This is a genomic window from Jejubacter calystegiae (assembly GCF_005671395.1).
GTDB lineage: Bacteria > Pseudomonadota > Gammaproteobacteria > Enterobacterales > Enterobacteriaceae > Jejubacter > Jejubacter calystegiae.
This window is the reverse complement of record NZ_CP040428.1, coordinates 3,858,744-3,882,212: the sequence shown is the minus strand read 5'-3', so window position 1 is coordinate 3,882,212 and position 23,469 is coordinate 3,858,744. Positions and strand designations below refer to the sequence as shown.

Here is a 23,469-nt window from a genome sequence, read left to right as displayed (position 1 = left end):
GCTACACTGACGGACTAAGCTGCGCGACCAGCCAGTCAATAAAATGCCTGACCCTGGGAGAAAGCTGGCGGCGGGTGGGGTAAACCACGCAGACAGGAAATTCCGCCGTTGAATATTCCGCCAGTACGGGCCGCAATATCCCTTGCTCAATATCCCGTTCAATCAAAAATCGTGGCAGACAGGCGATACCCAGTCCCGATCGCGCGGCATCGCGCAGCGCGCTGGCGTTATCGCTGAGCAGAAAAGGTTTTATGGCAACGGAAACAGGGGAGCCTGCGCGGGTCTGAAGAATCCATGTGCGCTGGTGGTGGCGCGAGCCGGATACCAGTTGTTGATGATTCGCCAGCTCGTCAATCGACTCTGGCGTTCCCCGGCGGGCCAGGTAATCGGGGGAGGCGCATAGCTGTGCGGACGAGCGAGCCACCACACGCATAATAAGATCGGACGATACGGAAGGGGCGCCAAAGCGAATGGCAACGTCGTATCCTTCTTCCACAATATCGATGACGCGATCGGTAAACTGAGTTTCCGCAGAAACCGTTGGCCAGCGCTCAAGGAAACTTGCCACAATGGGCAGAATCACCTGACGTCCGTAAGCTTCGGTCGCCGTTAGCCGCAAAACGCCGTGGGGGACTGCCCCGGCGCGTTGAATCTCTGTCTGCGCTTCTTCCAGGTCGGTCAGGATCTGCATTGCCTTAGGAAGAAAAAGTTGTCCATCCGCCGTCAGGCCGATCCTGCGGGTGGTTCGGTGAAGCAGCCGGACTCCCAGCAACTCTTCAAGTCGCGCAATAGATTTACCCACCGCAGAGCGGGAAAGGCCAACCCGCCGCGCTCCCTCCACAAATGAACCGCTGTCAGCAACGGCCACAAAGGCCTGTAATGCTCCGATATCCGCCAGCTTTTCCATCTTTACTCCCACCTTGCAGGGTTACGCCCCGGTCTGGGGACGCAAATTCCCTAATTAAAGCGTTAGGCTGTTATTGAAGAAAAATATGGCATGCATGCTGTGCCATACACAAGCAATGACGGCGTAATCCATTTAAGGAGAACCACATGAATCAAAAAAACGTTCTGGTCACCGGAGCTAACGGTTATATCGGCAATGCGGTTGCAAAGGCTTTCAGCCGGGCCGGGTGGAAAGTCTATGGGTTGATTCGACGCCCTGAGTTGGCCCAGGAACTGGCCCGGCAGGAGATATTTCCCGTTGTCGGCTCTCCGGAAAATCTCACCTTTATGGCGCAGATAAGCGATGTGGCGTTCGATGTCATCGTGTCGAACACCGAAATCAGCATGACGCCGCCGGGCATCTTGCTAAAGTTCGTACCATGATGGATGCGCTTGTTGCATCCAGTGAGGCCCTGGGCGTCCGTACTCTTGTGATGTTTTCCAGCGGATGCAAAGATTACGGCAGGATGAGCGAAAAGCATAGCGATCCGGCGCTGGCTCCTCATAGCGAAAATAGCCCGATAAATCCGCCGGATGTGCTGATCCCCCGTAGCAACCTGTGCAGCAACCTTCTTGATAAGCGCCGGACGCCCTTTGATGTCGTGATATTACGCCCGACTATTGTCTATGGGCACTCATCGAGCTATTACGGCGCGCTTTTCTGCCTGGCGGCGAATAGTCAGGGCACGCTCTCGCTGATGGCCGATCCCAATGCCGTCATGCACGCCTGCCACGTGGATGATTGCGCAGAAGCCTACGTCATGCTGGCGGAACATCCTGACCGAAGTCAGGTTGTGAATCAGGTGTTTAACATCTCGAATGCCCGCTATGAGACGGCACGGCAAATTGGCGAAGCCCTGGCCCGCAGTTACGGGCTGGCGCTACAGTTTGTTTCCCCGGAGCAGGGAAAGATAGATCACTTTAACTCCGCTCACGGCCTGGCCAATTTCTGGCAGTGGGTCGACTCTGACAAAATTCGTCGCGTAACCGGTTGGCAGACTCGTCGTCCCTCATTTGTCCAGGGCCTGGAGCAGTATCGTCTGGCGTATGAGGCAACGCTTGTCGGTGACGATAGCGGGGCAACCTGCGTTTAACGTTCGCCACAATCCGCGCCATGGTTCGAGCGGCAGAGGTGATGGAGCGCGTGTTCCAGAACATGATACAGATGTGGCTCATCGGTGCGCGACACATTAAATCGCACAAAGCGCTGGGCGCTACGCGACTGGCTAAAGGCGTTGCCCGGCGCCAGGATCACCCCATTTGTAAGGCATTCCCGGGCCAGGGATTCCGCATCGATACCCGGCGGCAACTGGCACCAGAGAAACATACCGGCCTGCGGAATGAGCCAGGGGGTAATGCCCAGCGGCGCCAGTCGTTCGATGGCCCGCTCCATGGCCAGACTCAGGCGGGCGCGCAAGGCGTCCATATGGCGCCGGTAACCGCCGTCGGTCAACACCCTCAGCAGAACCTCCGCCGCCAGTCCGCCGCCGCTGAAACTGGTGGCGATTTTCAGATCGATCAAACTTTCCAGCCAGTCGCGCCGCGCTGCGATAAAGCCGCAGCGCAGCGAGGCGGAGACGGTTTTTGAAAAGCTGCCGATGGCGATAGTTCGCTCCAGGCCGTCGAATGCCGCCAGCCTGGGCGCCGGGCTGTGTTCAAGATCGGCGAAAATATCATCCTCGACCACCACCAGGTTAGCCGCTTCGGCAAGCTTAAGCAGACGATGGGCGATCGCGGGCGATAGCGTGGCGCCGGTGGGATTCTGGATACCGGAATTGGTGATATAGAGGCGCGGCCTGTGGTGGCGCAGCGCTGCATCGAAAGCCTGTAGATCCGGACCATCGCTGTGCCATGGGATACCGACAATCTTCGCCCGATGCGCCCGAAGAAGGGCGTGGAAATTAAAATAGCAGGGGTCATCAACCAGAACGGTGTCTCCTGGCTCCAGCAAAAAGCGGCAGATCAGATCGATCGCCTGAGTGCCCGACTCGGTCAGCATTAGCTGCTGGGGGGGAATCTGAATGCCTGATATTCCCAGGCGACGGGTCAGCAACTGACGCAGTTCCGGGTGGCCCGCTGGTGGGCTGTAGTCGGTCAACAATGGCGTATGACCGCGGGCCGTTGAACGCAGGGCGCGTCGCAATCCCTCTTCATACATCCAGCTTTCCGGCAGCCAGCCGCAGCCGGGTTTAAGAGCCGTTTGCCCGGCATCCAGCGACTGGCGCGAAATCCACAGCGGATCGATTTCGCGCTCCGTGGGATCGCTCTGCATGAGCGTCAGCGGCGCCGTCGGACCGACAACGTAAAATCCGGAACCCGGGCGGGCCACGATCAGGTTTTCGGCAACCAGACGCTCGTAGGCTTCCACCACGGTCGATACTGACAGATTCCGGCTCCGGGCAAGGGTGCGTACCGAAGGCAGGCGAGCGCCGGGCTGCCAGACACGGGAGGCTATCCGGGCCTGAATCTCTTCCATCACGCTGGTAATACGGGTCTGGCGCGGCGGCATCGCAGTTTCTCCTGAACTGTTCTGGAATCTATAGCAGTACAGTTTGGTCAAATTGTACTGGATTGTCACTGTTTAGCAGCTGCGGAGCCATGGTTTACTGGCGACTCCTGAACGGAGGGGAATATGGAAAACAGACGCAGCGGCTGGATAAATGGCCTGGCAGGCGTGGTGATTTTTGCGGGTTCGCTACCGGCGACCCGGGCGGCAGTGGTGGATTTCGATCCGCTATTTCTGACGGGCGCCCGGGCGGTGATCGCCGCCGCGCTGGCGGGCGCCCTGCTGGTGGGGATGGGCGAGAAGCGGCCTGAACGTCGCGACATCATTCCGTTGATTGTCACCGCGGCGGGCGTGGTGGTGGGATTCCCGTTACTGACGGCGCTGGCTTTGCAGTCAATCTCTTCCGCGCGTTCTATTGTCTTCCTGGGGCTACTGCCGTTTTGTACGGCGCTCTTTGCCGTATTGCGCGGCGGCGAACGCCCCCGGAGCGCGTTCTGGCTCTTTTCGCTGGCGGGTGCGGCGCTGGTGACTGGCTATGCGCTGCTGAATGGCGGAAGCGGCACGTTGCGCGGCGATGGGTTAATGGCGGCGGCCGTTATTGTTTGCGGTCTGGGCTATGCGGAAGGGGCAACGCTGTCGCGACGGCTGGGCGGCTGGCAAACCATCTGCCAGGCGTTGCTGATTGCACTACCGCTGATGCTGCCAGTGATGTTGCTGACCCTGCCGGATAGCGTCAGCCACGTTAGCGTTCCGGCCTGGATTGGGCTGGGCTATGTTTCCGCATTCAGCATGCTGATCGGCTTTATTTTCTGGTATCGGGGGCTGGCGCAGGGGGGAATCGCGGCGGTAGGTCAGTTGCAACTGCTACAGCCTTTTATTGCGCTGGGGCTGGCCAGCCTGTTGCTGCACGAACAGGTCAACTGGGGCATGGTCGCCGTAAGCCTTGGCGCGGTATTGTGCGTGGCCGGTGCCCGTCGTTTTGCCCGCTAACTGGATGCGTTCAGCGCGCCCTGGCGGCGCATCGGCACCTGGTATTCTTGATGTTGGGCTGGAGATTTTCTGGCTGCCGGGATGTGGAAATCGTTATTCAGAGGGGGAGGAATGCAGTAGGGGTAAATCTACTGGCATCAGAAGTGGATTTCGGCGCTATCATTCTATTTTTCTGGCAGATCCCAGGAAACTCTAAGGTTTGACTACCATTTATTCTTATTGAAAGTATGGATAAATACCTAAATTCTATAAACATATTGAATATGTAATTATAGTGGTATATTTTCTGTAGCAGACGGTTGTGCATTGATATCTCTTGGGTTTTTAAGTTATGTGGGAAACTTAATCATGCTTATTAGGCTAAAGGAAATAAAAACAACACGAAGAGTGTTTTTGCATCACTCATTACTATTCGCTTTGTCTTTTTCCTTATTCATTCCGTTTGGATCTCCATATGCATCAATGGGAGTGTTTTTTTCAGTTGGAATTTGCACTTTATTCATTATTGGATATGATATTCTTTTTTTAGATAAAAGATACAAAAGTAAAAACACAAAAGGAATAAAAAAATACCGAAAAAGCAGTAAGTATGCAATATCTGTTTTTTTAATGTATGCAGTGTCTATTCTGACTCTTTGTATCGTTGTTTGTACTTTTGTCGGTAGTTATATTGCTTCGGCAATGGATTACGCATTTATTTTTTTATTGATACATTTCTTGTTTTTTTATGTCGCTATGCAGATGTATATATTAAATACTTCTGATTTTCTGGAAAAAGAAAAGAAAATGATTGTTTGGTGTGGGCGAGCAATCTGGCTACTGTGTTCATTTCTAATTCTGAATGTATCAATTAGCCAGGTTATGGGGTATATGGATATAACATTTTCCCAGGCATCAACGAAAATGACAATATATTCCTATTTTATTATTTTGGTGATGGCATTAGCAATGGCTGTGATGATTTTAGTTAATATTACTTTACTGATACATGAAGGGAAAACCATATCAGTAAGAAACAGCAGGTTTAAAAACGTTTTTTATGTTAGATATGATTCTCTCCCTATTTTGATGCCAGCACTCTTTTCATTTGTAATCCTGTTGTTTTGTTACTATAAAAATGAGCTGTTAATTAACAATTTTATATTCACACAAACTATCGAAATGGATTCAGTTGAGAGGTTTTATTGTGGTGGAGAATATAGGCTGTTAAATAATTACAAGGGGGCCAGGTTTATGCTTGTATCTGAAGGGAAGTATAGGGCATTTCTTCCTTATGAGGGGGGATGGTATTCATACAGGTTAGATTGCAAAGTAAAGCCGCCTTATTATGAAATGAAATACATTTTATCAAGGGCTAATGAAAATCATATAAAAATCAAAACATATGAATTAAAGAAAGATATGGAGATTATTTTAAAATCATAACTTTTTCATGGTTTCACAGTCCGATTTCTCTGACCGATACAGCAGTATCGTCTGGCATATGAGGCAGCGCTTGTCGGTGACGATAGCGGGGCAACCTGCGTTTAACGTTCGCCACAATCAGCGCCATGGTGCTACCTTTCCTTCCAGAGCCTGTGTGCCAGTAGGGGGCAGGAACATATACCGAAAGTCATAACCTGTGTGGCAATATACAGCAATGAATAAAAAATCAATAAGGTGAAATTGTTTTCTGATAGATATCTTGCGGGTCTTCCTGCAATAGTTAATTCAAGATTCCCCCTCAAAACCAGGTAAGCATACAACCCGTAAAAAAAGGACTGAGCACACATGCTTGCAGAATCTTTTTTCTGTCAGTTATTTTATCTATTTTTCTGTATCTTAGTTGTACAAGAAAGAAAAAGATCGCAAGTAAAAGCGCGCTTTTACAGTATAGATCCATAGCTTTAGTCATCAAGGGATTGAAGTCTGACGTTATTGAGGGTATATCCTGCATGCTATTAAAAACGCTATACCATAAAGGCGATTGTGGGTTGTAGATATATAAAAAGTAAATCGCCAGCAAGGGGAGTATGCCAACAACCGCTGATATATATAAAATGTTATTTGCACGCCTGTTATCTATATTTTTATCAGACATAAATGAGTTCCTTTTCTTTATGATCTGTCGGTCGAAGTGGGCCTGTGCATTATGAATGGAAAGTGTACAGATAACAAGATGGCGCCGAGCCCGGTATTATGAGAGCATTGAACGGGCAGCGCGCCTTGGCGGCGCGCTAACGGATTAGTCATCATCACCCAGCAGCGTGACTTTGGTGGACTGGGCCAGCCAGGCCAGCTCAGTATGGCAATCTTCGTCCTGGTTCTTTTTCACTGCGATATCGAATTTGCGCAGAATCTCTTCTTTTTTCTGCGGCGAATTCCCGGCAATGCTGGAGGCCAGTACCTCCACCGCAGCGCTGAGGGCGTAGGCCAGATTTTCCGCATCGAGATCGACGTCGGTATCCACATTATCGAACTGGTACTTTGCCATGTTGCCTCCTTCTCTTTATACGGATGCTCCGGGCCGCCCCGAACAGACGCCCCCCAACCTTAACCATAGTCGGGATAGCGAAGTTTGCAGGCGAAAAGGGTAACGCTGCGCAGGGCGCTTTCCTTTAGCGGCGCTTTAGTTAACAATCCATTTACCTTTGCTTATTGAGACTGCCTCATGAAACCTGTTTCCATATCATTGATTGCCTGCATCCTGCTTATTACCGCTTCGGGGGCTCAGGCTCGCAGCCTGGGAGCGATTGAACAGTCCGGAACCCTGAAGGTTGGCGTACCGGGAGACTACGCGCCGCTGGCCTGGCGCGGCGATAGCGGCACTTTGCAGGGGTTTGATATCGATATGGCCAGAGCCCTGGGGGAATCCATGGGGCTGAAAGTGAGTTTTGTGCTGACCTCATGGCCCACACTTTCTAAGGATCTGGCTGCCGATAAGTTTGATGTGGCAATGGGCGGCGTAACGGCCACGCCCGGACGGGCAGCGGATTTTGGACTGTCATCGCCGGTCGTGCCTAACGGTAAAATCGCCATTGCCAACTGCGATCGCAGCGGCTGGTTGCGCACCCTGCGCCAGATTGACCGCTCCGGCGTGAAGGTGGTGGTTAACCCCGGCGGCACCAATGAAAGCTTTGTTAATGAGCATATCCACAATGCCCAGGTGATTCGGGTGAAAAATAACGTCGATAACCTCCAGGCGCTGCGCTCTCAACGAGCAGATGTAATGTTTACCGATCTGATCGAAGGGGATTATTACCATCACCAGGAGCCGGGAATTATCTGCATGGCGACCCGCAAGCCGTTCGCCGGTACTGAGAGCCATAAGGTCTATATGGTGCAAAAGAGCAATAGCGAACTGCTGGCGCGCATTAACGACTGGCTGAAGGGCGATGATAAAGAGAAGCTGGCTAAGAAGTGGCAGTTAAGGATGCCGGAAAATGCAGCGCTGGCGACGGCGCAGAAGTAAAAAAGGCGCGCCTTACGCGCGCCTCAGGTTGATGACAAAGAGGGAAAAAACGTGGTTTTTCCCTCTTTGTGGTTGAGCTGCCGAAAATCAATAAATTGATTTTCCTTGTTTATTTTTCTGGTGATTCTGGCCGAACAAGTTCGGCCAGGGGGTTGTCATCAGTCTCAGGCGCGCCTGATGCGCGCCTTTTGGCAACAACCTCTACTTAACGCCGTGACCGCACAAGCTGGTAGCGGCGGGTAAAGTATTCCACCGGCGCGCTCCAGACGTGCACCAGACGGGTGAAGGGGAACAGCAGGAAGATAGTCATGCCCAGCACCAGATGCACCCGGTAAACCCAGGCCACGCCGTCCAGGAATTCCGAAGCGCCGCCCCGGAAGGTGACGATATGCTGCGCCCAGTTCACCAGCTTCATCATCTCGCTGCCGTCCGGGAACTGCCGTGAATAGTGGATGGAGGTCAGGCCCAGCGCGCACTGAATCAGCAGGATCGCCAGAATCAGAATATCTGCCGTGGTGGAACTGGCCCGCACCCGGGGGTTGAACAGGCGGCGTTTCAACAGCAGCAGACCGCCCACCAGGGTCAGAATGCCGCACACGCCTCCCAGCCACATCGCCATCTGCTGTTTTACCGGCAGCGGCAGCCAGGCTTCATACATCCAGTGCGGCGTCAGCATCCCGAACAGATGGCCGAAAAAGATGCCGAGGATCCCGATATGAAACAGGTTCGATGCCAGGCGGAAGCCCTTTTTGTCCAGCATCTGGCTCGATGAGGCGCGCCAGGTGTACTGACCGTAGTCATAGCGCAGCCAGCTACCAACCAGAAACACCGTCCCGGCGATATAGGGGTAGATATCGTAGAAAAACAGATTAAGGAACTGGGTCATTTTCTGCCTCCGGATGAAAGATCCAGATACTGGGGCGCCGCCTCCTGGCTGAAACGCCGTTGATACTGTTGCTGTGGCGAGGAATCACAGGAAGAGGCGGCGTCATCAATAAATTTCACTTGCTCCTCTTCCCAGACCGCGTCCATCGCCTCCGGGGTGTCGTCGCGCTTTTCGCCCGCCACCTGTTTGGTGACACTGTCACTTCTTAGCGGACTGCCGCAAATTTCCAACAGGGCGTCAAACAGCTGGCTCCATGGCGCCTCGCGTTCTTTGAGTCGGCCTCCCAGCAGGGCGAGGATCGGCGCAATATCCAGCAGCCCCTGGCGCGCTTCGGCGGGGCTGCGGGTGCTGAGGTACTCCAGATACATCGGCAGATAGTCCGGCAGCTCGCGGCAGTCGAGCTGCAAACCAGCTTCTTCGTACTGAGCCATTAAATCCACCATCGCCTGACCCCGATCCCGGGATTCGGCGTGTACGTGCTCGAACAGCATCAACGAGGTAGAGCAACCACGGTCAAACACCTCGCCCCATGCCGCCTGCTGATCGAGCAACGGCGCCGCCAGCAGTTCATCAACAAAACCGGTGAGCCGGGGCGCCTCCTGCGCCACCAGCGGCATCAGCTCTTCGCCGCTTTGCCATAGCTGCTCATCGGGGTACTCCATCAGCAGGGCGATGACTTTCAAAATCTGCATTACTCGCCCTCCGCTTTATGGCTGATTTCGCTGATGTCGATGGCGTCGATACGTTTGCTGTTAAACAGGTTGAATTTGGTGTCTGAGCCGTGACAGCCGTCGCCAAAGCTAAAGCCGCAGCCGTTACGTTCCGGGAAGGCATCCCGGGCCTGCTCGCGGTGACTGGTGGGGATCACGAAGCGATCTTCGTAGTTGGCAATCGCCAGATAACGGTACATCTCTTCCACCTGGGCGACGCTGAGATCCACTTCCTCAAGCGCGCTGGTATCGACTTTGCCTTCCACCGTTTCGGCGCGCTTGTAGTGGCGCATCGCCATCATGCGCTTCAGGGCGCGCAACACCGGTTGGGTATCCCCGGCCGCCAGCAGGTTCGCCAGGTACTGAACCGGAATACGCAGGCTTTCCACAGCGGGCAGCACGTTGCCGTTGTGAGGCAGACCTCCGGCATCGGCCACCGACTGAATCGGCGACAGCGGCGGCACGTACCAGACCATCGGCAGGGTGCGATATTCCGGGTGCAGCGGCAGCGCCAGCTTCCAGTCCATCGCCATTTTGTAGACCGGCGATTTCTGGGCCGCGTCGATCACGTTCTGGGGAATGCCCTGTTTCAGCGCCTCTTCAATGACTTCCGGATCGTTGGGGTCAAGGAACACGCTAAGCTGGCTCTCATAGAGATCCTTTTCGTTTTCCACGCTGGCGGCTTCTTCAATGCGGTCTGCATCATAGAGCAGCACGCCCAGATAGCGGATACGGCCCACGCAGGTTTCGGAGCAGACCGTCGGCTGTCCGGACTCGATACGCGGATAGCAGAAGATGCACTTCTCGGACTTACCGCTCTTCCAGTTGAAGTAGATTTTTTTGTACGGACAGCCGCTGATGCACATCCGCCAGCCGCGGCATTTGTCCTGATCGATCAGAACGATGCCGTCCTCTTCACGCTTGTAGATGGCGCCGCTGGGGCAGGTGGCGACACAGCTCGGGTTAAGGCAGTGTTCGCACAGGCGCGGCAAATACATCATAAAGGTGTTTTCGAACTGGCCGTACATCTCTTTCTGCATGGCTTCGAAGTTGTAGTCGGCGGCGCGTTTGGCGAATTCGCCCCCCAGCAGCTCTTCCCAGTTGGGGCCGCCTTCGATTTTGTTCATTCGCTTGCCGCTAATCAGCGAGCGCGGGCGGGCGGTGGGCAGGTGTTTACCCTCCGGAGCGAAGTGCAGGGTTTTGTAGTCGTAGCTGAATGGCTCGTAGTAGTCGTCTATCTGCGGCACCACCGGGTTGGCGAAGATATTCGCTAATACCCCGACCTTACTGCCGAGTTTGGGCTGGAGCTTGCCGTTAATCTTGCGGATCCAGCCGCCGTGCCATTTTTCCTGATCCTCCCAGGCGTGGGGATAGCCCAGACCCGGTTTGGTCTCTACGTTATTAAACCATGCGTACTCCATGCCTTCGCGCCCGGTCCAGACGTTTTTACAGGTAACGGAGCAGGTGTGGCAGCCGATGCATTTGTCGAGATTCAGCACCATGCCGACCTGAGAACGAATTTTCATTTGTTTGCCTCCTGTACCTGATTCATTCCTTCGTCATCCAGCCAGTCGATATTTTTCATTTTGCGGATAATGATGAACTCATCGCGGTTAGAGCCGACGGTGCCGTAATAGTTGAAACCGTAAGCCAGTTGGGCATAGCCGCCAATCATATGGGTCGGTTTCGGGCAGACGCGGGTCACCGAGTTGTGGATCCCGCCGCGCAGGCCGGTGATTTCCGAACCGGGGATGTTCATGATGCGCTCCTGGGCGTGATACATCATGGTCATGCCGGACGGCACGCGCTGGCTCACCACCGCACGGGCGGTGAGGGCGCCGTTGGCGTTAAAGGCTTCGATCCAGTCGTTATCGGCAATGCCCAGCTCTTTGGCGTCCACTTCGCTTATCCAGACAATGGGCCCGCCGCGCGACATGGTCAGCATCAGCAGGTTTTCGCTGTAGGTGGAGTGAATGCCCCATTTCTGGTGTGGCGTCAGGAAGTTAAGCGCCTTTTCCGGGAATCCGTTGGGCTTCATATCCTTCATATTGTCGATACTTCGGGTATCGATAGGCGGGCGATAGACCGCCAGGCTCTCGCCGAAGTCGCGCATCCACTGGTGGTCCTGATACAACTGCTGACGACCGGAAAGGGTGCGCCACGGAATCAGCTCGTGAACGTTGGTGTACCCGGCGTTATAGGAGACATGTTCATCTTCAAGTCCTGACCAGGTGGGGCTGGAGATAATCTTACGCGGCTGGGCCTGAATGTCGCGAAAGCGGATCTTCTCTTCCTCTTTGGGGCGGGCAAGGTGGGTATGATCGCGACCGGTAAATTCGCCCAGCGCCTGCCAGGCTTTGACCGCCACCTGACCGTTGGTTTCCGGCGCCAGGGTCAGAATGACTTCGGCGGCGTCGATGGCGGAGTCGATCTTCGGGCGTCCCTGGGCCGGGCCGTCGGCCTTGATGTAGTTAAGCTTACCGAGCAGATCCACCTCTTTATCGGTATTCCAGCTAATGCCTTTACCGCCGTTGCCCAGGGTATTGAGCAGCGGCCCCAGTGAAGTAAAGCGCTCGTAAGTGGCCGGGTAGTCGCGCTCTACGGTGGCAATGGTCGGCGCGGTTTTACCGGGAATCAAATCGCATTCGCCTTTACGCCAGTCCTGAATCTCGAACGGCTGAGCCAGCTCTCCGGGGGAGTCGTGCTGTAGCGGCACCATCACCACGTCGGTTTCCTGCCCAAGGTGGCCCTGACAGACTTCGGAGAAGGATTTGGCGATGCCCTTGTAGATTTCCCAGTCGCTGCGGGATTCCCAGGCGGGATCGACGGCGGCAGAGAGCGGGTGAATAAACGGATGCATATCCGAGGTATTCATATCGTCTTTTTCATACCAGGTGGCGGTAGGCAGCACGATGTCAGAGAACAGACAGGTACTGGACATCCTGAAATCCAGGGTGACCAGCAGGTCGAGCTTGCCTTCAATCGCCGGGGTCTGCCAGTCGATCTCTTCGGGCTTTATGCCATCGGAGCTGCCCAGATCCTTGCCCTGGATACCGTTCTGGGTGCCGAGCAGATATTTGAGCATATACTCGTGACCCTTACCGGAAGAGCCCAGCAGGTTAGAGCGCCAGACGAACAGGTTGCGCGGATGGTTAGCGCCGTTATCGGGCTGTTCGCAGGCCATATGCAGGTCGCCGGACTTCAGAGCGTTGACGGTATAGTCCTTCACCGACTGACCGGCTTTTTCTGCGCTGGCGGCAAGCGTAAGCGGGTTTGTGCCAAGCTGGGGAGCAGAAGGCAGCCAGCCCATGCGTTCGGCACGCACGTTAAAGTCGATCAGGTGACCGCTGTAGCGCGAAGCATCCGCCAGCGGCGACAGCAGCTCCTGGGCGCTCAGCTTCTCGTAGCGCCACTGGCTGGCGTGATTGTAGAAGAACGAGGTGCTGTTCATATGGCGCGGCGGGCGGCCCCAGTCCAGGGCAAAGGCCAGCGGTAGCCAGCCGGTCTGGGGACGCAGTTTCTCCTGGCCCACATAGTGCGCCCAGCCGCCGCCGGTCTGGCCCACGCAGCCGCAGAACACCAGCATGTTGATCATGCCACGGTAGTTCATATCCATGTGATACCAGTGGTTCACACCGGCGCCGAGGATAATCATCGAACGACCATGGGTTTTATGGGCGGTGTCGGCGAATTCCCGGGCGATACGCTCGGTATGAGCGCGCGGTACGCCGGTTATCTGTTCGGCCCAGCCCGGGGTGTAGGCTTTGATGTCGCCGTAATCGCGGCTGGCGTTTTCATCATCCAGACCTCGCTCCAGCCCGTAGTTGGCCAGCACCAGGTCGTAGACGCAGACCACCAGAGATTCGCGGCCATCGGCCAGGGTCAGACGTTTGGCCGGTAGCTTATGGGTGGTGACCGGCTCCTGCTTCACGCTGCGGAAGTAAGGGCTTTCCAGACCGCCGAAGTAGGGGAAGCCGACCGTCGCCACCTCGTCATGATGGTCCAGCAGGCTCAGACGTAATTGAGTCTCTTTGCCTGCGGCCAGGGATTCCAGATTCCATTTGCCTTTTTCGCCCCAGCGAAAGCCGATGGAGCCGTTCGGCGCCACCAGTTCACCGGCATCGTTATACGCCACGGTCTTCCATTCCGGGTTATTGGCTTCTCCCAGACCGTCCACCAGATCCGAGGCGCGCACCATCCGGCCTGGCACCATGTAGCCTGCTTCATTGGGCTCCAGCAGCACCAGCATCGGCATATCGGTATAGCGGCGGGCGTAATCCAGGAAGTAGTCGCTGGGGTTATCGAGGTGGAACTCTTTAAGAATCACATGGCCCATCGCCATCGCCAGAGCGCTGTCAGTGCCCTGTTTTGGCGCCAGCCACTGGTCACACAGCTTGGCGACTTCCGAATAGTCGGGCGTGATGGCGATGGTTTTGGTGCCCTTATAGCGCACTTCGGTAAAGAAGTGGGCGTCCGGGGTACGGGTCTGGGGGACGTTAGAGCCCCAGGCGATGATATAGCTGGAGTTATACCAGTCGGCAGACTCCGGTACGTCGGTCTGTTCGCCCCAGGTCATGGGGGAAGCTGGGGGCAGATCGCAATACCAGTCGTAGAAGCTCAGGCAGGTACCGCCGATCAGCGACAGATAGCGGGTACCGGCGGCGTAGGAGACCATCGACATCGCCGGAATCGGCGAAAAACCGGCTACCCGGTCGGGGCCATAGTTCTTGATGGTCCAGACGTTGGCGGCGGCAATCAGCTCGTTCAGCTCTTTCCAGTTCGATCGCACAAAGCCGCCGCGGCCGCGCATCTGCTTATAGCTCTTGCTCTTTTCTTTGTCCGCCATAATCGCAGCCCAGGCGTCCACCGGGTCGCTATGACGGGACTTCTCGTCGCGCCACAGTTCCAGCAGATGCTTACGAATCATCGGATACTTAAGGCGGTTGCCGCTGTAGAGATACCAGGAGTAACTGGCCCCGCGCGGGCAGCCGCGCGGTTCGTGGTTCGGCAGATCGGGGCGGGTGCGCGGATAGTCGGTCTGCTGGGTTTCCCAGGTGACCAGTCCGTTCTTGACGTAGATCTTCCAACTGCAGGAGCCGGTACAGTTTACGCCGTGGGTGGAACGGACAATCTTGTCGAATTGCCAGCGCTGGCGATAGCTGTCTTCCCAGTCGCGGTTGGTGTGCAGCACCTGGCCGTGATCGCCGGAAAAGGTCTCGCCTTTCTGTTTGAAGTAACGAAAGCGGTCGAGAAGTTTACTCATGTTATTTCTCCTGACAGGGAAATGGTCCTCCCTGTGGTTACACTGCTCACATTTTTGCGCCCTCGTCACGGGGCGCTGATTAAAAAACTATTTGGTATTGAGTGTCTTACGACCGTAGATAAGCCAGGTCAGCAGTACGCAGACAATGTAGAAAACCAGGAAGATCTTCATCGCGCCCACCGGCGAACCGGTCATGGCCAGCGAAGATCCGAAAGCTTTGGGGATAAAGAAACCGCCGATGGCGCCAATGGCGGAGATAAAGCCCAGCGCGGCGGCGGTATCGGTTACCGCTTCCTGTTGCGCTTCGGCATCGCTACCGCCGCGCTGCTTAACGCGGCGGATGGTCAGGCGGCGGAAGATCACGGCGATCATTTGAAAGGTTGAGCCGCTGCCCAGCCCGGCGGTCAGGAACAGTCCCATAAATACCGCATAGAAGGCGGTGAAATTACCGGAGCCGCTACCTGGCAGGGTCAGGAATAGCAGGGCGCTGAAGATAGCCATAAAGACAAAGTTCACCAGGGTTACCCGTACCCCTCCCAGTTTGTCGGAAAGCACGCCCCCGGCAGAGCGGGCCAGCGCCCCCAGGAAGGGACCAAAAAAGGCCAGATGCAGAATCTCAACGTCCGGAAACTGGGTTTTCGCCAGCATGGCAAAACCGGCCGAAAAGCCGATAAAGGAGCCGAAGGTGGCAAGATAGAGCAGACTCAGCAGCCACATATGCAGACGCTTAAGCACCGGTAGCTGATCGGCGATAGAGGCTTTAGAGCTGGCGATATCGTTCATACCAAACCAGGCGGCGATAGTCGCCAGCAGCAGCAGCGGCGCCCAGACCCAGGCGGCATTCGGCAGCCACATGCTGGAGCCATCCTCCAGGGAAACGCCGTCAACGCCTAAAAAGGCGAAGACCGGCAGGGTGATAATCAGCGGCGCGACCAGCTGCATCACGCTTACGCCCAGGTTACCCAGACCGCCGTTGATGCCAAGGGCGCTCCCCTGGCGCTCTTTGGGGAAGAAGAAGCTGATATTGCCCATGCTGGAGGCGAAGTTGGCCCCGGCAAAGCCGCACAGCAGGGCGATTACCATAAACACCCAATAGGGCGTGGCGGTGTTCTGGATGGCGAAGCCCAGCCAGACGCAGGGGATAATCAGGATCACCGTACTTAGCACCGTCCAGTAACGGCCGCCGAACATGGGCACCATAAACGAATAGGGGACGCGCAGAATGGCGCCGGAAAGGGCCGGCAGCGCGGTCAGCATAAACAGCTGGTCGGTGGTGAAGTGAAAGCCTATCTCATTAAGATGAACGGCCACGGCGCTAAACAGCATCCAGACGCAGAAGGCCAGCAGCAGGCAGGCCACCGAGATCCACAGATTTCGTCTGGCAATGTGTTTTCCCGTCTTTTCCCAGAAACTGGCCTCTTCCGGATGCCAGTCGCTAAGCAGGTACGGGTTATCATTGTCACGTTGTTGAGACATAGTCGTCCTCGCATGCACCAGTATGAAAATAAAATCAAAAGGCTACCCTGACTTGCTCGCGTCCTTTTTGGTATTAGGTCAGCATTTTGTTTGTCGGGGTAACGCTTCAAAGAATAGATAAAAACCGACAGGGGCGAGGGAAAGTCACCTTACGCTAAGAAGGGGATTTGTTACCAATTGTAAAAAATGACCAGATAACGGGCATTTTGGCATTATCAAGATAATGGTTATGTGTTTTGTTATATATCGCATATGAAAAGTATATTTATATAATGGTAATGACTATAAAATATTTACCAATAAACGACCTGGCAAAACAGCGGTTTGTCCGGTCAGCCGGTTAAGGGAGCGTAGCGGGGGGTAAAAATAGCGCTGCGGTTAACTTATGGCGGCAGATAGTCGTTATTATTGCTTTTGTCAAATCAGGATTCTGAGCCTACAGGTCAGTAAGGATAGGGAGTGTGCGTTTTTCGGATGAAATTTTCGGAAGCATCATAAAAAATAATGCGGGCAAGTGGCCTCAGCATAAGATAATTTTTATGACGGCGTGAGACTGAGGATTTTCAGCCAGGCTAATTCTTATCTTTTGAGGGTGAAGAGTGCCGGAATTTAATAAGTAATGGTTGCAGAAGTGGCCGAACAGTCAACAATGGCAGTTTGTTATCGATAATATTGAGAATATAAGAGAGGAGCCCTTGAGCGGGCTCCTCGATTTTTAGTGGCCCCAGCGGCTGCGCAAATAGTTTACCGCCGCGGCATTCTGCGGTTGATTAAGATAATCCTCACGGAACAGAATGGTTCCGGAAATCTCCGGCACTTTATCATTCAGATCCAGCTGGCGTTTTAGTTCCGGCACGCCTTCTTCAATGGTCCAGTCCGGCTCAGTGCGCGATGGGGTTCCCACCTTGTACAGCGCCACGCCGATATAGAGCCGGGTATGGGTAGGTTTAACCACTCTGGCCCACCACCTGGCCAGCTCATCATAGCGGGCGACCTCGCGGGAAAACGGCCAGTAAAGCTGCGGGGCGATATAATCCAGCAGCCCCAGTGCGACCCACTGGCGGGTATCGGCGCTGGCCTGGTCGTAGGCCGCGGCGCCACGGGTGTCAGAGCCACGCGGATCGTCGCTCTGGTTACGCCACACGCCTGCCGGGCTGACACCGAATTCCACTGCGGGCTTTTTGGCCTTAATCGCTGTTGAAACCTGTTTGATTAGCAACAGGGTGTTATTGCGCCGCCAGCTGGCTTTGTCGGCATATGCCTGTCCGTAGCGGCGCCAGGTCTGAGTGTCGTCCAGCGGGGATTGCGGCGTTTCGTAGTAGAAGTAGTCGTCGAACTGGATACCATCAACGTTATAGCGCTCGAGCAACTCGGTTACCACGCTGGTTATCCAGTCCCGCACTTCCGGCAGTCCGGGGTCCAGCACATAGCGATCGCTGGCAATCCTAATCCAGTCACGGTGGGTCACCCAGACGCTGGAAGGTGAGTTGTAGCGGGTATGCTCCAGGGCGGCCACTGTGGCAGGGCGGGTGTTCATCGTTACCCGATAGGGGTTCAGCCAGGCATGCACCTTTAATCCGCGTTTATGGGCCTCCTGCAGCACAAAGGCCAGCGGATCGTAACCGGGATCTTCCCCCACGGTACCGGTCAGCACCTCTGACCAGGGCAGGATAGCGGAATGGTAAAGCGCTGTGCCATCCGGTTTCACCTGAAAAAAGACGGTGTTCACCCCCAGCCGGACCAGGTTATCCAGTTTGTCCGTCATGGCCCGCTTTTGCATTTCGATTCGCTGCTGAGGCGCGGCTCGCACCGAGGCCACCGGCGGCCAGTCCAGGCGTGAGACGGTGGTTAACCAGACGCCACGCATCGGCTGGGGCGCCTTCTCTGCGGTGGGCGGTATGACGGGAACCGGCTTTTCGGGCGGTTTATGCGAACAGCCAGCGATTGTGGCAATGCACAGCATCATCATTATCCAGCGCGCAATTCCTGTCCGTACTGCCATCGGAAACTCCTTAGAATCAATTAACCGCAGCAGATTACCGGTTTTTTACCCTGTGCGCCTGATTGATTCGGGCTGTACTGGCAAAAAACGGGTCAACAATTATAAATGATTGCCTGTTACATTAATTAATGATTATTATTCTCAACTGGTGTGCCATCTGAAGGGATAGCGCCGACAACTTCAACATTTTAAAAGGGATTCATCATGGAATTACGTCCACGCTCCATTAAGCCCAGGCTGAGTGCTCTGCTGATGAGCGCCGCGCTGTTCGCCAGCGCACTCCCGGCGATGAGCGCCAGCGCCGCCGAAGAGATGCTGCGCAAACCGGTCGCCAAAGGCGCCTACGAAATGGCGTTTAGCCCCTCTGAACAGGCGCTGTGGCTGTCGACCTCCCAGAGTCGTTCGCTTGATAAAGGCGGAGTCGTTTACCGTCTGGATCCAACCACCCTGGACATCACCCAGATTATCCATAACGACCTGAAACCCTTTGGCGCCACGATCAATAACCAGACCCACACGCTGTGGTTTGGCAACACCACCAACAGCGCCGTGACCGCTATCGACGCGAAAACCGGCGAGGTAAAAGGGCGCCTGGTGCTCGACCCCCGCAAGCGCAGTAAAGAGGTGCGTCCTCTGGCGCCGCGCGAGCTGGCGGTGGATGAAGCCACGGATACCGTCTATATCGGCGGCCTGGGACCCCAGAGCGTGGTCTGGGTGGTGGATGGCGCCACGCTGAAGCTGCGCACGACCATTGAAGGACTGGGAAAAATGAACACCGGTCTGGCGCTGGATAGTGCGGCAAAACGCCTGTACACCAGCAATGCGGACGGTGAGTTTATTACCATCGATACCGCCACTAACAAGGTGTTGTCGCGTAACAAACTGCTGGACGATGACCAGCCCCATATGTTCCTGAATATCAGCCTGGATAGCGCCGGGCATCGCGCCTTCGTGACGGATTCAAAGGCGAAAGGGTTGCTGGTGGTGGATACCCGTAACGGCAAAGTGACCGATACCGTCGGGGTGCCGGAATCTCTGGCGGTGCTGTTTAATCCGCAGCGCAATGAAGTTTATGTGACTCACCGTCAGGCAGGCAGCGTGAGCGTGATTGATGCCAAAACCCTGAAGGTCACCAAAACCATTCAGACCCCGACTCACCCGAACAGCCTGGCGCTTTCCGCCGATGGCAAAACGCTATATGTCAGCGTGAAGCAGGCTTCCAGCCGCCAGAAAGAGGCGACCGATCCGGATGATGTGATCCGTATTGCGCTGTAACGCGGTGACGAGCCACCTCTTCACTCGGGAAAGGTGAAGGGGTGGTTCCGGATACGGGGAAACACTAGGGTAAACCAGGGGGTATAGCGCCCGGGCCGCGCGACGATATCCTTTTCAACCTCGGCCAGGGTCTGGTAGCCAAAGTTGTCCGCCTCTTCAGGGTTCAGCACCGGACGTTCGTCAGACACGCCAAAATAGATATGTCCATATTCGTTCTCGATCATCCCGCCGGGCAACGTCAGCCGGTACTGAAAGTTAAACTGAAAGCGTAACTCGCAGCCGATACCCATTTCTTCCCGCAGGCGTCGCCGGGCGGCGTTTTCCGTGGTTTCCCCCGGTAGCGGATGACCGCAGCAGGTATTGCTCCACAGACCACCGCAATGATATTTACTGGATGCGCGTCTTTGCAGTAACAGTTCACCCGCAGTATTAAACACATATATCGTGATCGCCCGGTGAAGCTCGCCCCGCCTGTGGGCCTCCAGCTTTTCCATCACGCCCACGTCATTATCACTATCGTCCACCAAAATGACGTCCATGAGTCACTCCCGATTGATATGCGATTTCTGCTGACACCCTCAGCCTGGATAATAATTGTAGCCAGAGGCACGGCTGCTGTTTGCGGTCTACGCTTAGCGAATTATTATCGTCAGGTCGTGGGAGCAACGGATGAGATTAACGTTAAGGCGGTATAGCCTGTGGGTGCTGTTTATGGTCGTTGCTGCCGGAAATGGTCAGGCAGCACAGACCAGGCCGCTGCCTGACTTGCAGATCCGGGTTCTGTTGTCACCGGACGCTCGCCAGACGCTGGTGCAGGGGAGGGAAGGCATTACCGTTGCCGCCGACTGGTATGGCGAACCCAACGCCCGGCACCAGTCTGACGCGGACGAATCCGGACAGATCGATATGGGGCGATCGGAACTTAACCTGCCGTCTGAAGGCGGCACGGCGCGCTTTACGCCAGCCGCCATCAACAGCAAGCGGTTGGGCTGGCTTAAAGAGGGGCTGCGGGTAAACATCAATGTCTATTCGGCTCGCCGCCACTGGCCTGACAATATCCTCAACTGCGAGATGGCTGATGGCCCGCTGGCCGGGCTGGCGCGTAAACCCGTGACGCTGCGTTGTTCTCTAATAAGCGAACTGGCGGGGTAACTGGCAGTCAGGTCAGTAACAGTGAGAGTTGAGCAGGCTATTCGGGTAAAAATGGAATTTATTGTGACGTTGTCACTCAGCGCCAGCGCCATTTCCATCTACACTTTACGCTTTATCCGGAGGACGATGATGATCACCCTGTATGGCGCTCCGGGCTGGGGCTCGGCAATTAGTGAACTGATGCTACGGCTGGCGGATATGCCGTATCGCGTTGAAAATGTTGAAGGGTTTGACAGGCCAGGCCCGCAGCGCGACCGGCTACAGCAGCTTAACCCGCTGTGTCAGGTGCCGACTCTGCAACTGGCCGACGGCAGCGTGATGACTGAATCCGCCGCCATTGCCCTGATGATTCTGGACCAGCATCCTCACCTGGCGCCGCAGCCGGGTACGCCTGAACGTTCGCTGTTTCAGCGTCTGCTTATCTGGCTGGTCGCCAGCGTCTATCCCACCTTTACTTATGCTGACTATCCGCAGCGTTGGGCACCGGATGCACCACAGCAGTTGGTAGACAACATCGTTCGCTATCGGCAGTCTCAGTTGCTGTGGCTGGACCAGCAGCTCAGGGCCGCGCCTTATGCGTTGGGGTCAGAGATAAGCCTGCTGGACTGCTACATTGTGGTGATGGAGCACTGGACGCCGGGGGAAGAGTGGTACAGACAGCATACCCCGAGATTCAGCGCGGTTGCGGCCGCGGTACGTCAGCGGCCGGAGCTGAAGGAAGTGTTGGCGGCGAATGGTTTACTTTAAGGCGTTTCAGGGGCTGTTATGTAAAAACAGGGCAATGGAGATAATTGCAAGGTTTAATGGTCGGGACTCCTCCTGTGAAATGTACTGCGGCCGTTGACCATAAAGAGCGTCAATTTTTAGTGATACGCTGCATTTGCTGCCGACAAACATCCAGTACATGCTGCCGCAGCCAGCGATGGCCTGAGTCGGCATCCAGCCGCGGATGCCACATTTGCGATATGGTTATTTCCTGAGTCTTTACCGGAAGCTCGAACATGCGGAATGCCGTCGTCGCCTCATTTTCATCACCGCTGATTCGGTTTATAAGAAAAGAAGAGGGGATGAGCGCAATCAAATCTGAGGCTACCGCCACGGCTATCGCGGCGGGAAAACTCGGTACCACGGCAGCAATTTTCCGTTCCAGTCCTGATTCAGCCAGGGCCTTGTCTATCGGGCCGCCGACGAATCCATGACGGGAAGTAATGACGTGTTCAAATGAAGCATATTGCGCGGCGCTGATATTACCTTTCCGTTCCAGCAGGGGATGACCTTTTCTCACCGCACCTACAAACCGGTCTCTGAACAGCGCCTGCAGGCGTATTTCCGGCCCCATTTCGCCTAAAACACCAATTTCGAGATCGACCAGACCCGCGCGTAAATGTTTTGCGCTTTTTTCTTCTTTTGCTGCAAAACAAAGGCGAACGAGAGGGGCTTTTACCGCCGCTGAGGTGATAAGCGCGGCACCGAAAGCCTCAACAAAACCTTCGTTCGCCCTGATAGTAAAGGTTCTTTCCAGTCTGGACAGGTCAAGCGATACCGCAGAGGGGCGGAGTATACCCAAAGCGGCAGAAACGGTGTGTTGGGTGCTTTCACGTATATTTTCGGCATAGGGCGTCAGCACCATCTGACGCCCGGCCCGAACCAGCAGGGGATCGCCCGTCGTTGCGCGAAGGCGACTCAGGGTCCTGCTCATCGCTGAAGGGCTTAACCCCAGACGGCGCGCGGCGCGAGTCACATTGGCTTCAGTGATAAGTACATCAAGGGCTATGAGTAAATTCAGGTCGGGATCAGCCATAACTTCAGATATACCGTTTGGAAAAAGAGGTAAGGCGTTTGGTGCATAGTATAAATGCAAACTATGCGTCTTCCGCATTATGTCTGTCAGGCATAGAGTTGTCCACGTACCGGATAGTCTCGGATATCGCCGGTAATAAATTGCATTACAGCGATGAAATTTATCAGTTATCGCCGCCGTCATTGCGGTGCGACGGGACTTTTCGAAATGAATCCATATTGTCATGGACGCACACCGTTCGGCATCCGGGCGGCCCAGCGCCCACAGAAGAGAGAGTTAACTATGAAAAATAGAGCGACGCAAAAAACTATCCTTATCATCGGCGCATCACGTGGGCTGGGCTATGCGATGGCTACGGAATTTGTGACAAAGGGATGGCACGTCATCGGTACCGTACGCGGGAAAGACCGAACGTTGCTGCACCAGCTGGCGGATAAAAATCCAGAGCGCGTTGAGATTGAACAGCTTGAGGTCACTGAACCACAGCAGATCAAAGCGCTGCGGGAACGTTTATCTGACAAGGTGTTAGATATCCTCTTTCATAATGCCGGTATCGCCAACAAAAACCAGAGCGAGAGTATCGCAGAGGTATCGACCCGGGAATTCGAACAGGTCATGGTGACCAATGCATTAAGCCCTATGCGCGTGATTGAATGCTTACAGGATCTGGTTTCTGCAACAGGCACCATTGGTGTTATGTCGTCAGGACAGGGCAGCGTGAGCAACAACAGAAACGGCGGACACGAGGTCTATCGTGGCTCCAAAGCTGCGCTGAACATGTACATGCGCAGTTATGCCGCTCGTCATGCCGGAGAATCACGTACTTTGCTGTTAATGGCGCCAGGCTGGGTCGCTACCGAGCTGGGCGGAGCTGAAGCGCCGCTAAGCATCGAGGAAAGCATTCCGAAAGTGGTGAAGGTGATGCTTTCACAGCAGGGGAAGCCGGGACTGCAATATCTCGACCGTGAAGGGAAAACCGTGCCCTGGTGAAGCGGTGGAAGCAATGATTTTT

20 protein-coding genes and 1 pseudogene are annotated in these 23,469 nt (G+C 55.1%); 9 read left to right on the top strand and 12 right to left on the bottom strand.

Translation table 11 applies throughout. The features are described from left to right. Window position 1 precedes the first annotated feature (1 nt). Window positions 2–907 (bottom strand): LysR family transcriptional regulator, encoded by a 906-nt coding sequence (locus tag FEM41_RS17870; protein ID WP_138097536.1) that lies wholly within the window; start codon window positions 905–907, stop codon window positions 2–4. A gap of 146 nt (window positions 908–1,053) precedes the next feature. Here FEM41_RS17870 and FEM41_RS25075 point away from each other — a divergent pair, with 146 nt between their 5' ends. Then, on the top strand, window positions 1,054–1,329 hold the full coding sequence (locus tag FEM41_RS25075; protein WP_206665532.1) for an NAD-dependent epimerase/dehydratase family protein: 276 nt from the start codon (window positions 1,054–1,056) through the stop codon (window positions 1,327–1,329). Next, window positions 1,326–2,039, top strand: coding sequence for an NAD-dependent epimerase/dehydratase family protein (locus tag FEM41_RS17865; RefSeq protein ID WP_206665531.1), 714 nt, complete (start codon window positions 1,326–1,328; stop codon window positions 2,037–2,039). The genes FEM41_RS25075 and FEM41_RS17865 overlap by 4 nt, the downstream gene beginning before the upstream one ends. Here the strand turns inward: FEM41_RS17865 and FEM41_RS17860 are convergent. Then, window positions 2,036–3,454: an aminotransferase-like domain-containing protein gene (locus FEM41_RS17860; RefSeq protein ID WP_138097535.1), complete on the bottom strand. Its 1,419-nt coding sequence runs from the start codon at window positions 3,452–3,454 to the stop codon at window positions 2,036–2,038. The genes FEM41_RS17865 and FEM41_RS17860 overlap by 4 nt on opposite strands. 123 nt (window positions 3,455–3,577) lie before the next feature. Between FEM41_RS17860 and FEM41_RS17855 the strand changes: the two genes are divergently transcribed. After that, window positions 3,578–4,441: a DMT family transporter gene (locus FEM41_RS17855; RefSeq protein ID WP_138097534.1), complete on the top strand. Its 864-nt coding sequence runs from the start codon at window positions 3,578–3,580 to the stop codon at window positions 4,439–4,441. A gap of 348 nt (window positions 4,442–4,789) precedes the next feature. After that, window positions 4,790–5,866 carry a hypothetical protein gene (locus tag FEM41_RS17850; RefSeq protein WP_138097533.1) on the top strand — a complete coding sequence of 359 codons (1,077 nt, stop codon included), beginning with the start codon at window positions 4,790–4,792 and terminating at the stop codon, window positions 5,864–5,866. A gap of 131 nt (window positions 5,867–5,997) precedes the next feature. Here FEM41_RS17850 and cui read toward each other — a convergent pair. Together cui and FEM41_RS17835 are read right to left on the bottom strand one after the other, a co-directional pair. Next, window positions 5,998–6,377: pseudogene (gene cui, locus FEM41_RS25200) on the bottom strand (colicin immunity protein Cui). A gap of 288 nt (window positions 6,378–6,665) precedes the next feature. Beyond that, a complete protein-coding gene (locus FEM41_RS17835) occupies window positions 6,666–6,914 on the bottom strand; it encodes a hypothetical protein (RefSeq protein ID WP_138097530.1) in 249 nt (82 codons plus the stop codon). Window positions 6,915–7,091: 177 nt separating this feature from the next. On the opposite strand from FEM41_RS17835, the gene FEM41_RS17830 reads away from it, so the two are divergent. After that, entirely contained in the window at window positions 7,092–7,892 is an 801-nt protein-coding gene (locus FEM41_RS17830) for a transporter substrate-binding domain-containing protein (RefSeq protein WP_138097529.1), read from the top strand. A 205-nt stretch (window positions 7,893–8,097) separates the two neighbouring features. Here the strand turns inward: FEM41_RS17830 and narI are convergent, their stop codons facing one another. The 6 genes from narI to FEM41_RS17800 all read right to left on the bottom strand — a co-directional run bounded on the left by narI (window position 8,098) and on the right by FEM41_RS17800 (window position 18,196). Further along, window positions 8,098–8,778, bottom strand: coding sequence for a respiratory nitrate reductase subunit gamma (narI, locus tag FEM41_RS17825; RefSeq protein WP_138097528.1), 681 nt, complete (start codon window positions 8,776–8,778; stop codon window positions 8,098–8,100). Then, on the bottom strand, window positions 8,775–9,470 hold the full coding sequence (gene narJ / locus FEM41_RS17820; protein ID WP_138097527.1) for a nitrate reductase molybdenum cofactor assembly chaperone: 696 nt from the start codon (window positions 9,468–9,470) through the stop codon (window positions 8,775–8,777). The genes narI and narJ overlap by 4 nt, the downstream gene beginning before the upstream one ends. After that, complete coding sequence (gene narH / locus FEM41_RS17815) at window positions 9,470–11,014, bottom strand: nitrate reductase subunit beta (protein ID WP_138097526.1); 1,545 nt, start codon at window positions 11,012–11,014, stop codon at window positions 9,470–9,472. Before narH ends, narJ begins: the two co-directional genes overlap by 1 nt. Continuing rightward, window positions 11,011–14,751: a nitrate reductase subunit alpha gene (locus FEM41_RS17810; protein ID WP_138097525.1), complete on the bottom strand. Its 3,741-nt coding sequence runs from the start codon at window positions 14,749–14,751 to the stop codon at window positions 11,011–11,013. Before FEM41_RS17810 ends, narH begins: the two co-directional genes overlap by 4 nt. An 87-nt stretch (window positions 14,752–14,838) precedes the next feature. Further along, entirely contained in the window at window positions 14,839–16,227 is a 1,389-nt protein-coding gene (locus FEM41_RS17805) for a NarK family nitrate/nitrite MFS transporter (RefSeq protein ID WP_138097524.1), read from the bottom strand. A 715-nt stretch (window positions 16,228–16,942) separates the two neighbouring features. Further along, window positions 16,943–18,196, bottom strand: coding sequence for a glycoside hydrolase family 10-like protein (locus tag FEM41_RS17800; RefSeq protein ID WP_241666651.1), 1,254 nt, complete (start codon window positions 18,194–18,196; stop codon window positions 16,943–16,945). Between the two features lie 285 nt (window positions 18,197–18,481). Between FEM41_RS17800 and yncE the strand changes: the two genes are divergently transcribed. Beyond that, window positions 18,482–19,504 carry a 7-bladed beta-propeller protein YncE gene (gene yncE / locus FEM41_RS17795; protein ID WP_241666650.1) on the top strand — a complete coding sequence of 341 codons (1,023 nt, stop codon included), beginning with the start codon at window positions 18,482–18,484 and terminating at the stop codon, window positions 19,502–19,504. A gap of 20 nt (window positions 19,505–19,524) precedes the next feature. On the opposite strand, the gene idi is transcribed toward yncE, so the two are convergent. Continuing rightward, the gene (gene idi / locus FEM41_RS17790; protein ID WP_138097521.1) at window positions 19,525–20,043 is read right to left on the bottom strand and encodes an isopentenyl-diphosphate Delta-isomerase; all 519 of its coding nucleotides are present in this window, start codon (window positions 20,041–20,043) and stop codon (window positions 19,525–19,527) included. 130 nt (window positions 20,044–20,173) lie between these two features. Here idi and FEM41_RS17785 point away from each other — a divergent pair, with 130 nt between their 5' ends. Both FEM41_RS17785 and FEM41_RS17780 read left to right on the top strand, forming a co-directional pair. Further along, window positions 20,174–20,656, top strand: coding sequence for a hypothetical protein (locus FEM41_RS17785; RefSeq protein WP_138097520.1), 483 nt, complete (start codon window positions 20,174–20,176; stop codon window positions 20,654–20,656). A gap of 129 nt (window positions 20,657–20,785) precedes the next feature. Beyond that, window positions 20,786–21,403, top strand: coding sequence for a glutathione S-transferase family protein (locus FEM41_RS17780; RefSeq protein ID WP_138099248.1), 618 nt, complete (start codon window positions 20,786–20,788; stop codon window positions 21,401–21,403). Between the two features lie 109 nt (window positions 21,404–21,512). On the opposite strand, the gene FEM41_RS17775 is transcribed toward FEM41_RS17780, so the two are convergent. After that, entirely contained in the window at window positions 21,513–22,457 is a 945-nt protein-coding gene (locus FEM41_RS17775) for a LysR family transcriptional regulator (RefSeq protein ID WP_138097519.1), read from the bottom strand. A gap of 282 nt (window positions 22,458–22,739) precedes the next feature. Between FEM41_RS17775 and FEM41_RS17770 the strand changes: the two genes are divergently transcribed. Further along, a complete protein-coding gene (locus tag FEM41_RS17770) occupies window positions 22,740–23,447 on the top strand; it encodes an SDR family NAD(P)-dependent oxidoreductase (RefSeq protein WP_138097518.1) in 708 nt (235 codons plus the stop codon). Window positions 23,448–23,469: the final 22 nt, after the last annotated feature.

Bases quoted from the DNA above. Each gene is read 5' to 3' on its own strand.
- FEM41_RS17870 (WP_138097536.1), bottom strand. From the start codon at position 907: ATGGAAAAGCTGGCGGATATCGGAGCATTACAGGCCTTTGTGGCCGTT.
- FEM41_RS25075 (WP_206665532.1), top strand. From the start codon at position 1,054: ATGAATCAAAAAAACGTTCTGGTCACCGGAGCTAACGGTTATATCGGC.
- FEM41_RS17865 (WP_206665531.1), top strand. From the start codon at position 1,326: ATGATGGATGCGCTTGTTGCATCCAGTGAGGCCCTGGGCGTCCGTACT.
- FEM41_RS17860 (WP_138097535.1), bottom strand. From the start codon at position 3,454: ATGCCGCCGCGCCAGACCCGTATTACCAGCGTGATGGAAGAGATTCAG.
- FEM41_RS17855 (WP_138097534.1), top strand. From the start codon at position 3,578: ATGGAAAACAGACGCAGCGGCTGGATAAATGGCCTGGCAGGCGTGGTG.
- FEM41_RS17850 (WP_138097533.1), top strand. From the start codon at position 4,790: ATGCTTATTAGGCTAAAGGAAATAAAAACAACACGAAGAGTGTTTTTG.
- FEM41_RS17835 (WP_138097530.1), bottom strand. From the start codon at position 6,914: ATGGCAAAGTACCAGTTCGATAATGTGGATACCGACGTCGATCTCGAT.
- FEM41_RS17830 (WP_138097529.1), top strand. From the start codon at position 7,092: ATGAAACCTGTTTCCATATCATTGATTGCCTGCATCCTGCTTATTACC.
- narI (WP_138097528.1), bottom strand. From the start codon at position 8,778: ATGACCCAGTTCCTTAATCTGTTTTTCTACGATATCTACCCCTATATC.
- narJ (WP_138097527.1), bottom strand. From the start codon at position 9,470: ATGCAGATTTTGAAAGTCATCGCCCTGCTGATGGAGTACCCCGATGAG.
- narH (WP_138097526.1), bottom strand. From the start codon at position 11,014: ATGAAAATTCGTTCTCAGGTCGGCATGGTGCTGAATCTCGACAAATGC.
- FEM41_RS17810 (WP_138097525.1), bottom strand. From the start codon at position 14,751: ATGAGTAAACTTCTCGACCGCTTTCGTTACTTCAAACAGAAAGGCGAG.
- FEM41_RS17805 (WP_138097524.1), bottom strand. From the start codon at position 16,227: ATGTCTCAACAACGTGACAATGATAACCCGTACCTGCTTAGCGACTGG.
- FEM41_RS17800 (WP_241666651.1), bottom strand. From the start codon at position 18,196: ATGATGATGCTGTGCATTGCCACAATCGCTGGCTGTTCGCATAAACCG.
- yncE (WP_241666650.1), top strand. From the start codon at position 18,482: ATGAGCGCCGCGCTGTTCGCCAGCGCACTCCCGGCGATGAGCGCCAGC.
- idi (WP_138097521.1), bottom strand. From the start codon at position 20,043: ATGGACGTCATTTTGGTGGACGATAGTGATAATGACGTGGGCGTGATG.
- FEM41_RS17785 (WP_138097520.1), top strand. From the start codon at position 20,174: ATGAGATTAACGTTAAGGCGGTATAGCCTGTGGGTGCTGTTTATGGTC.
- FEM41_RS17780 (WP_138099248.1), top strand. From the start codon at position 20,786: ATGATCACCCTGTATGGCGCTCCGGGCTGGGGCTCGGCAATTAGTGAA.
- FEM41_RS17775 (WP_138097519.1), bottom strand. From the start codon at position 22,457: ATGGCTGATCCCGACCTGAATTTACTCATAGCCCTTGATGTACTTATC.
- FEM41_RS17770 (WP_138097518.1), top strand. From the start codon at position 22,740: ATGAAAAATAGAGCGACGCAAAAAACTATCCTTATCATCGGCGCATCA.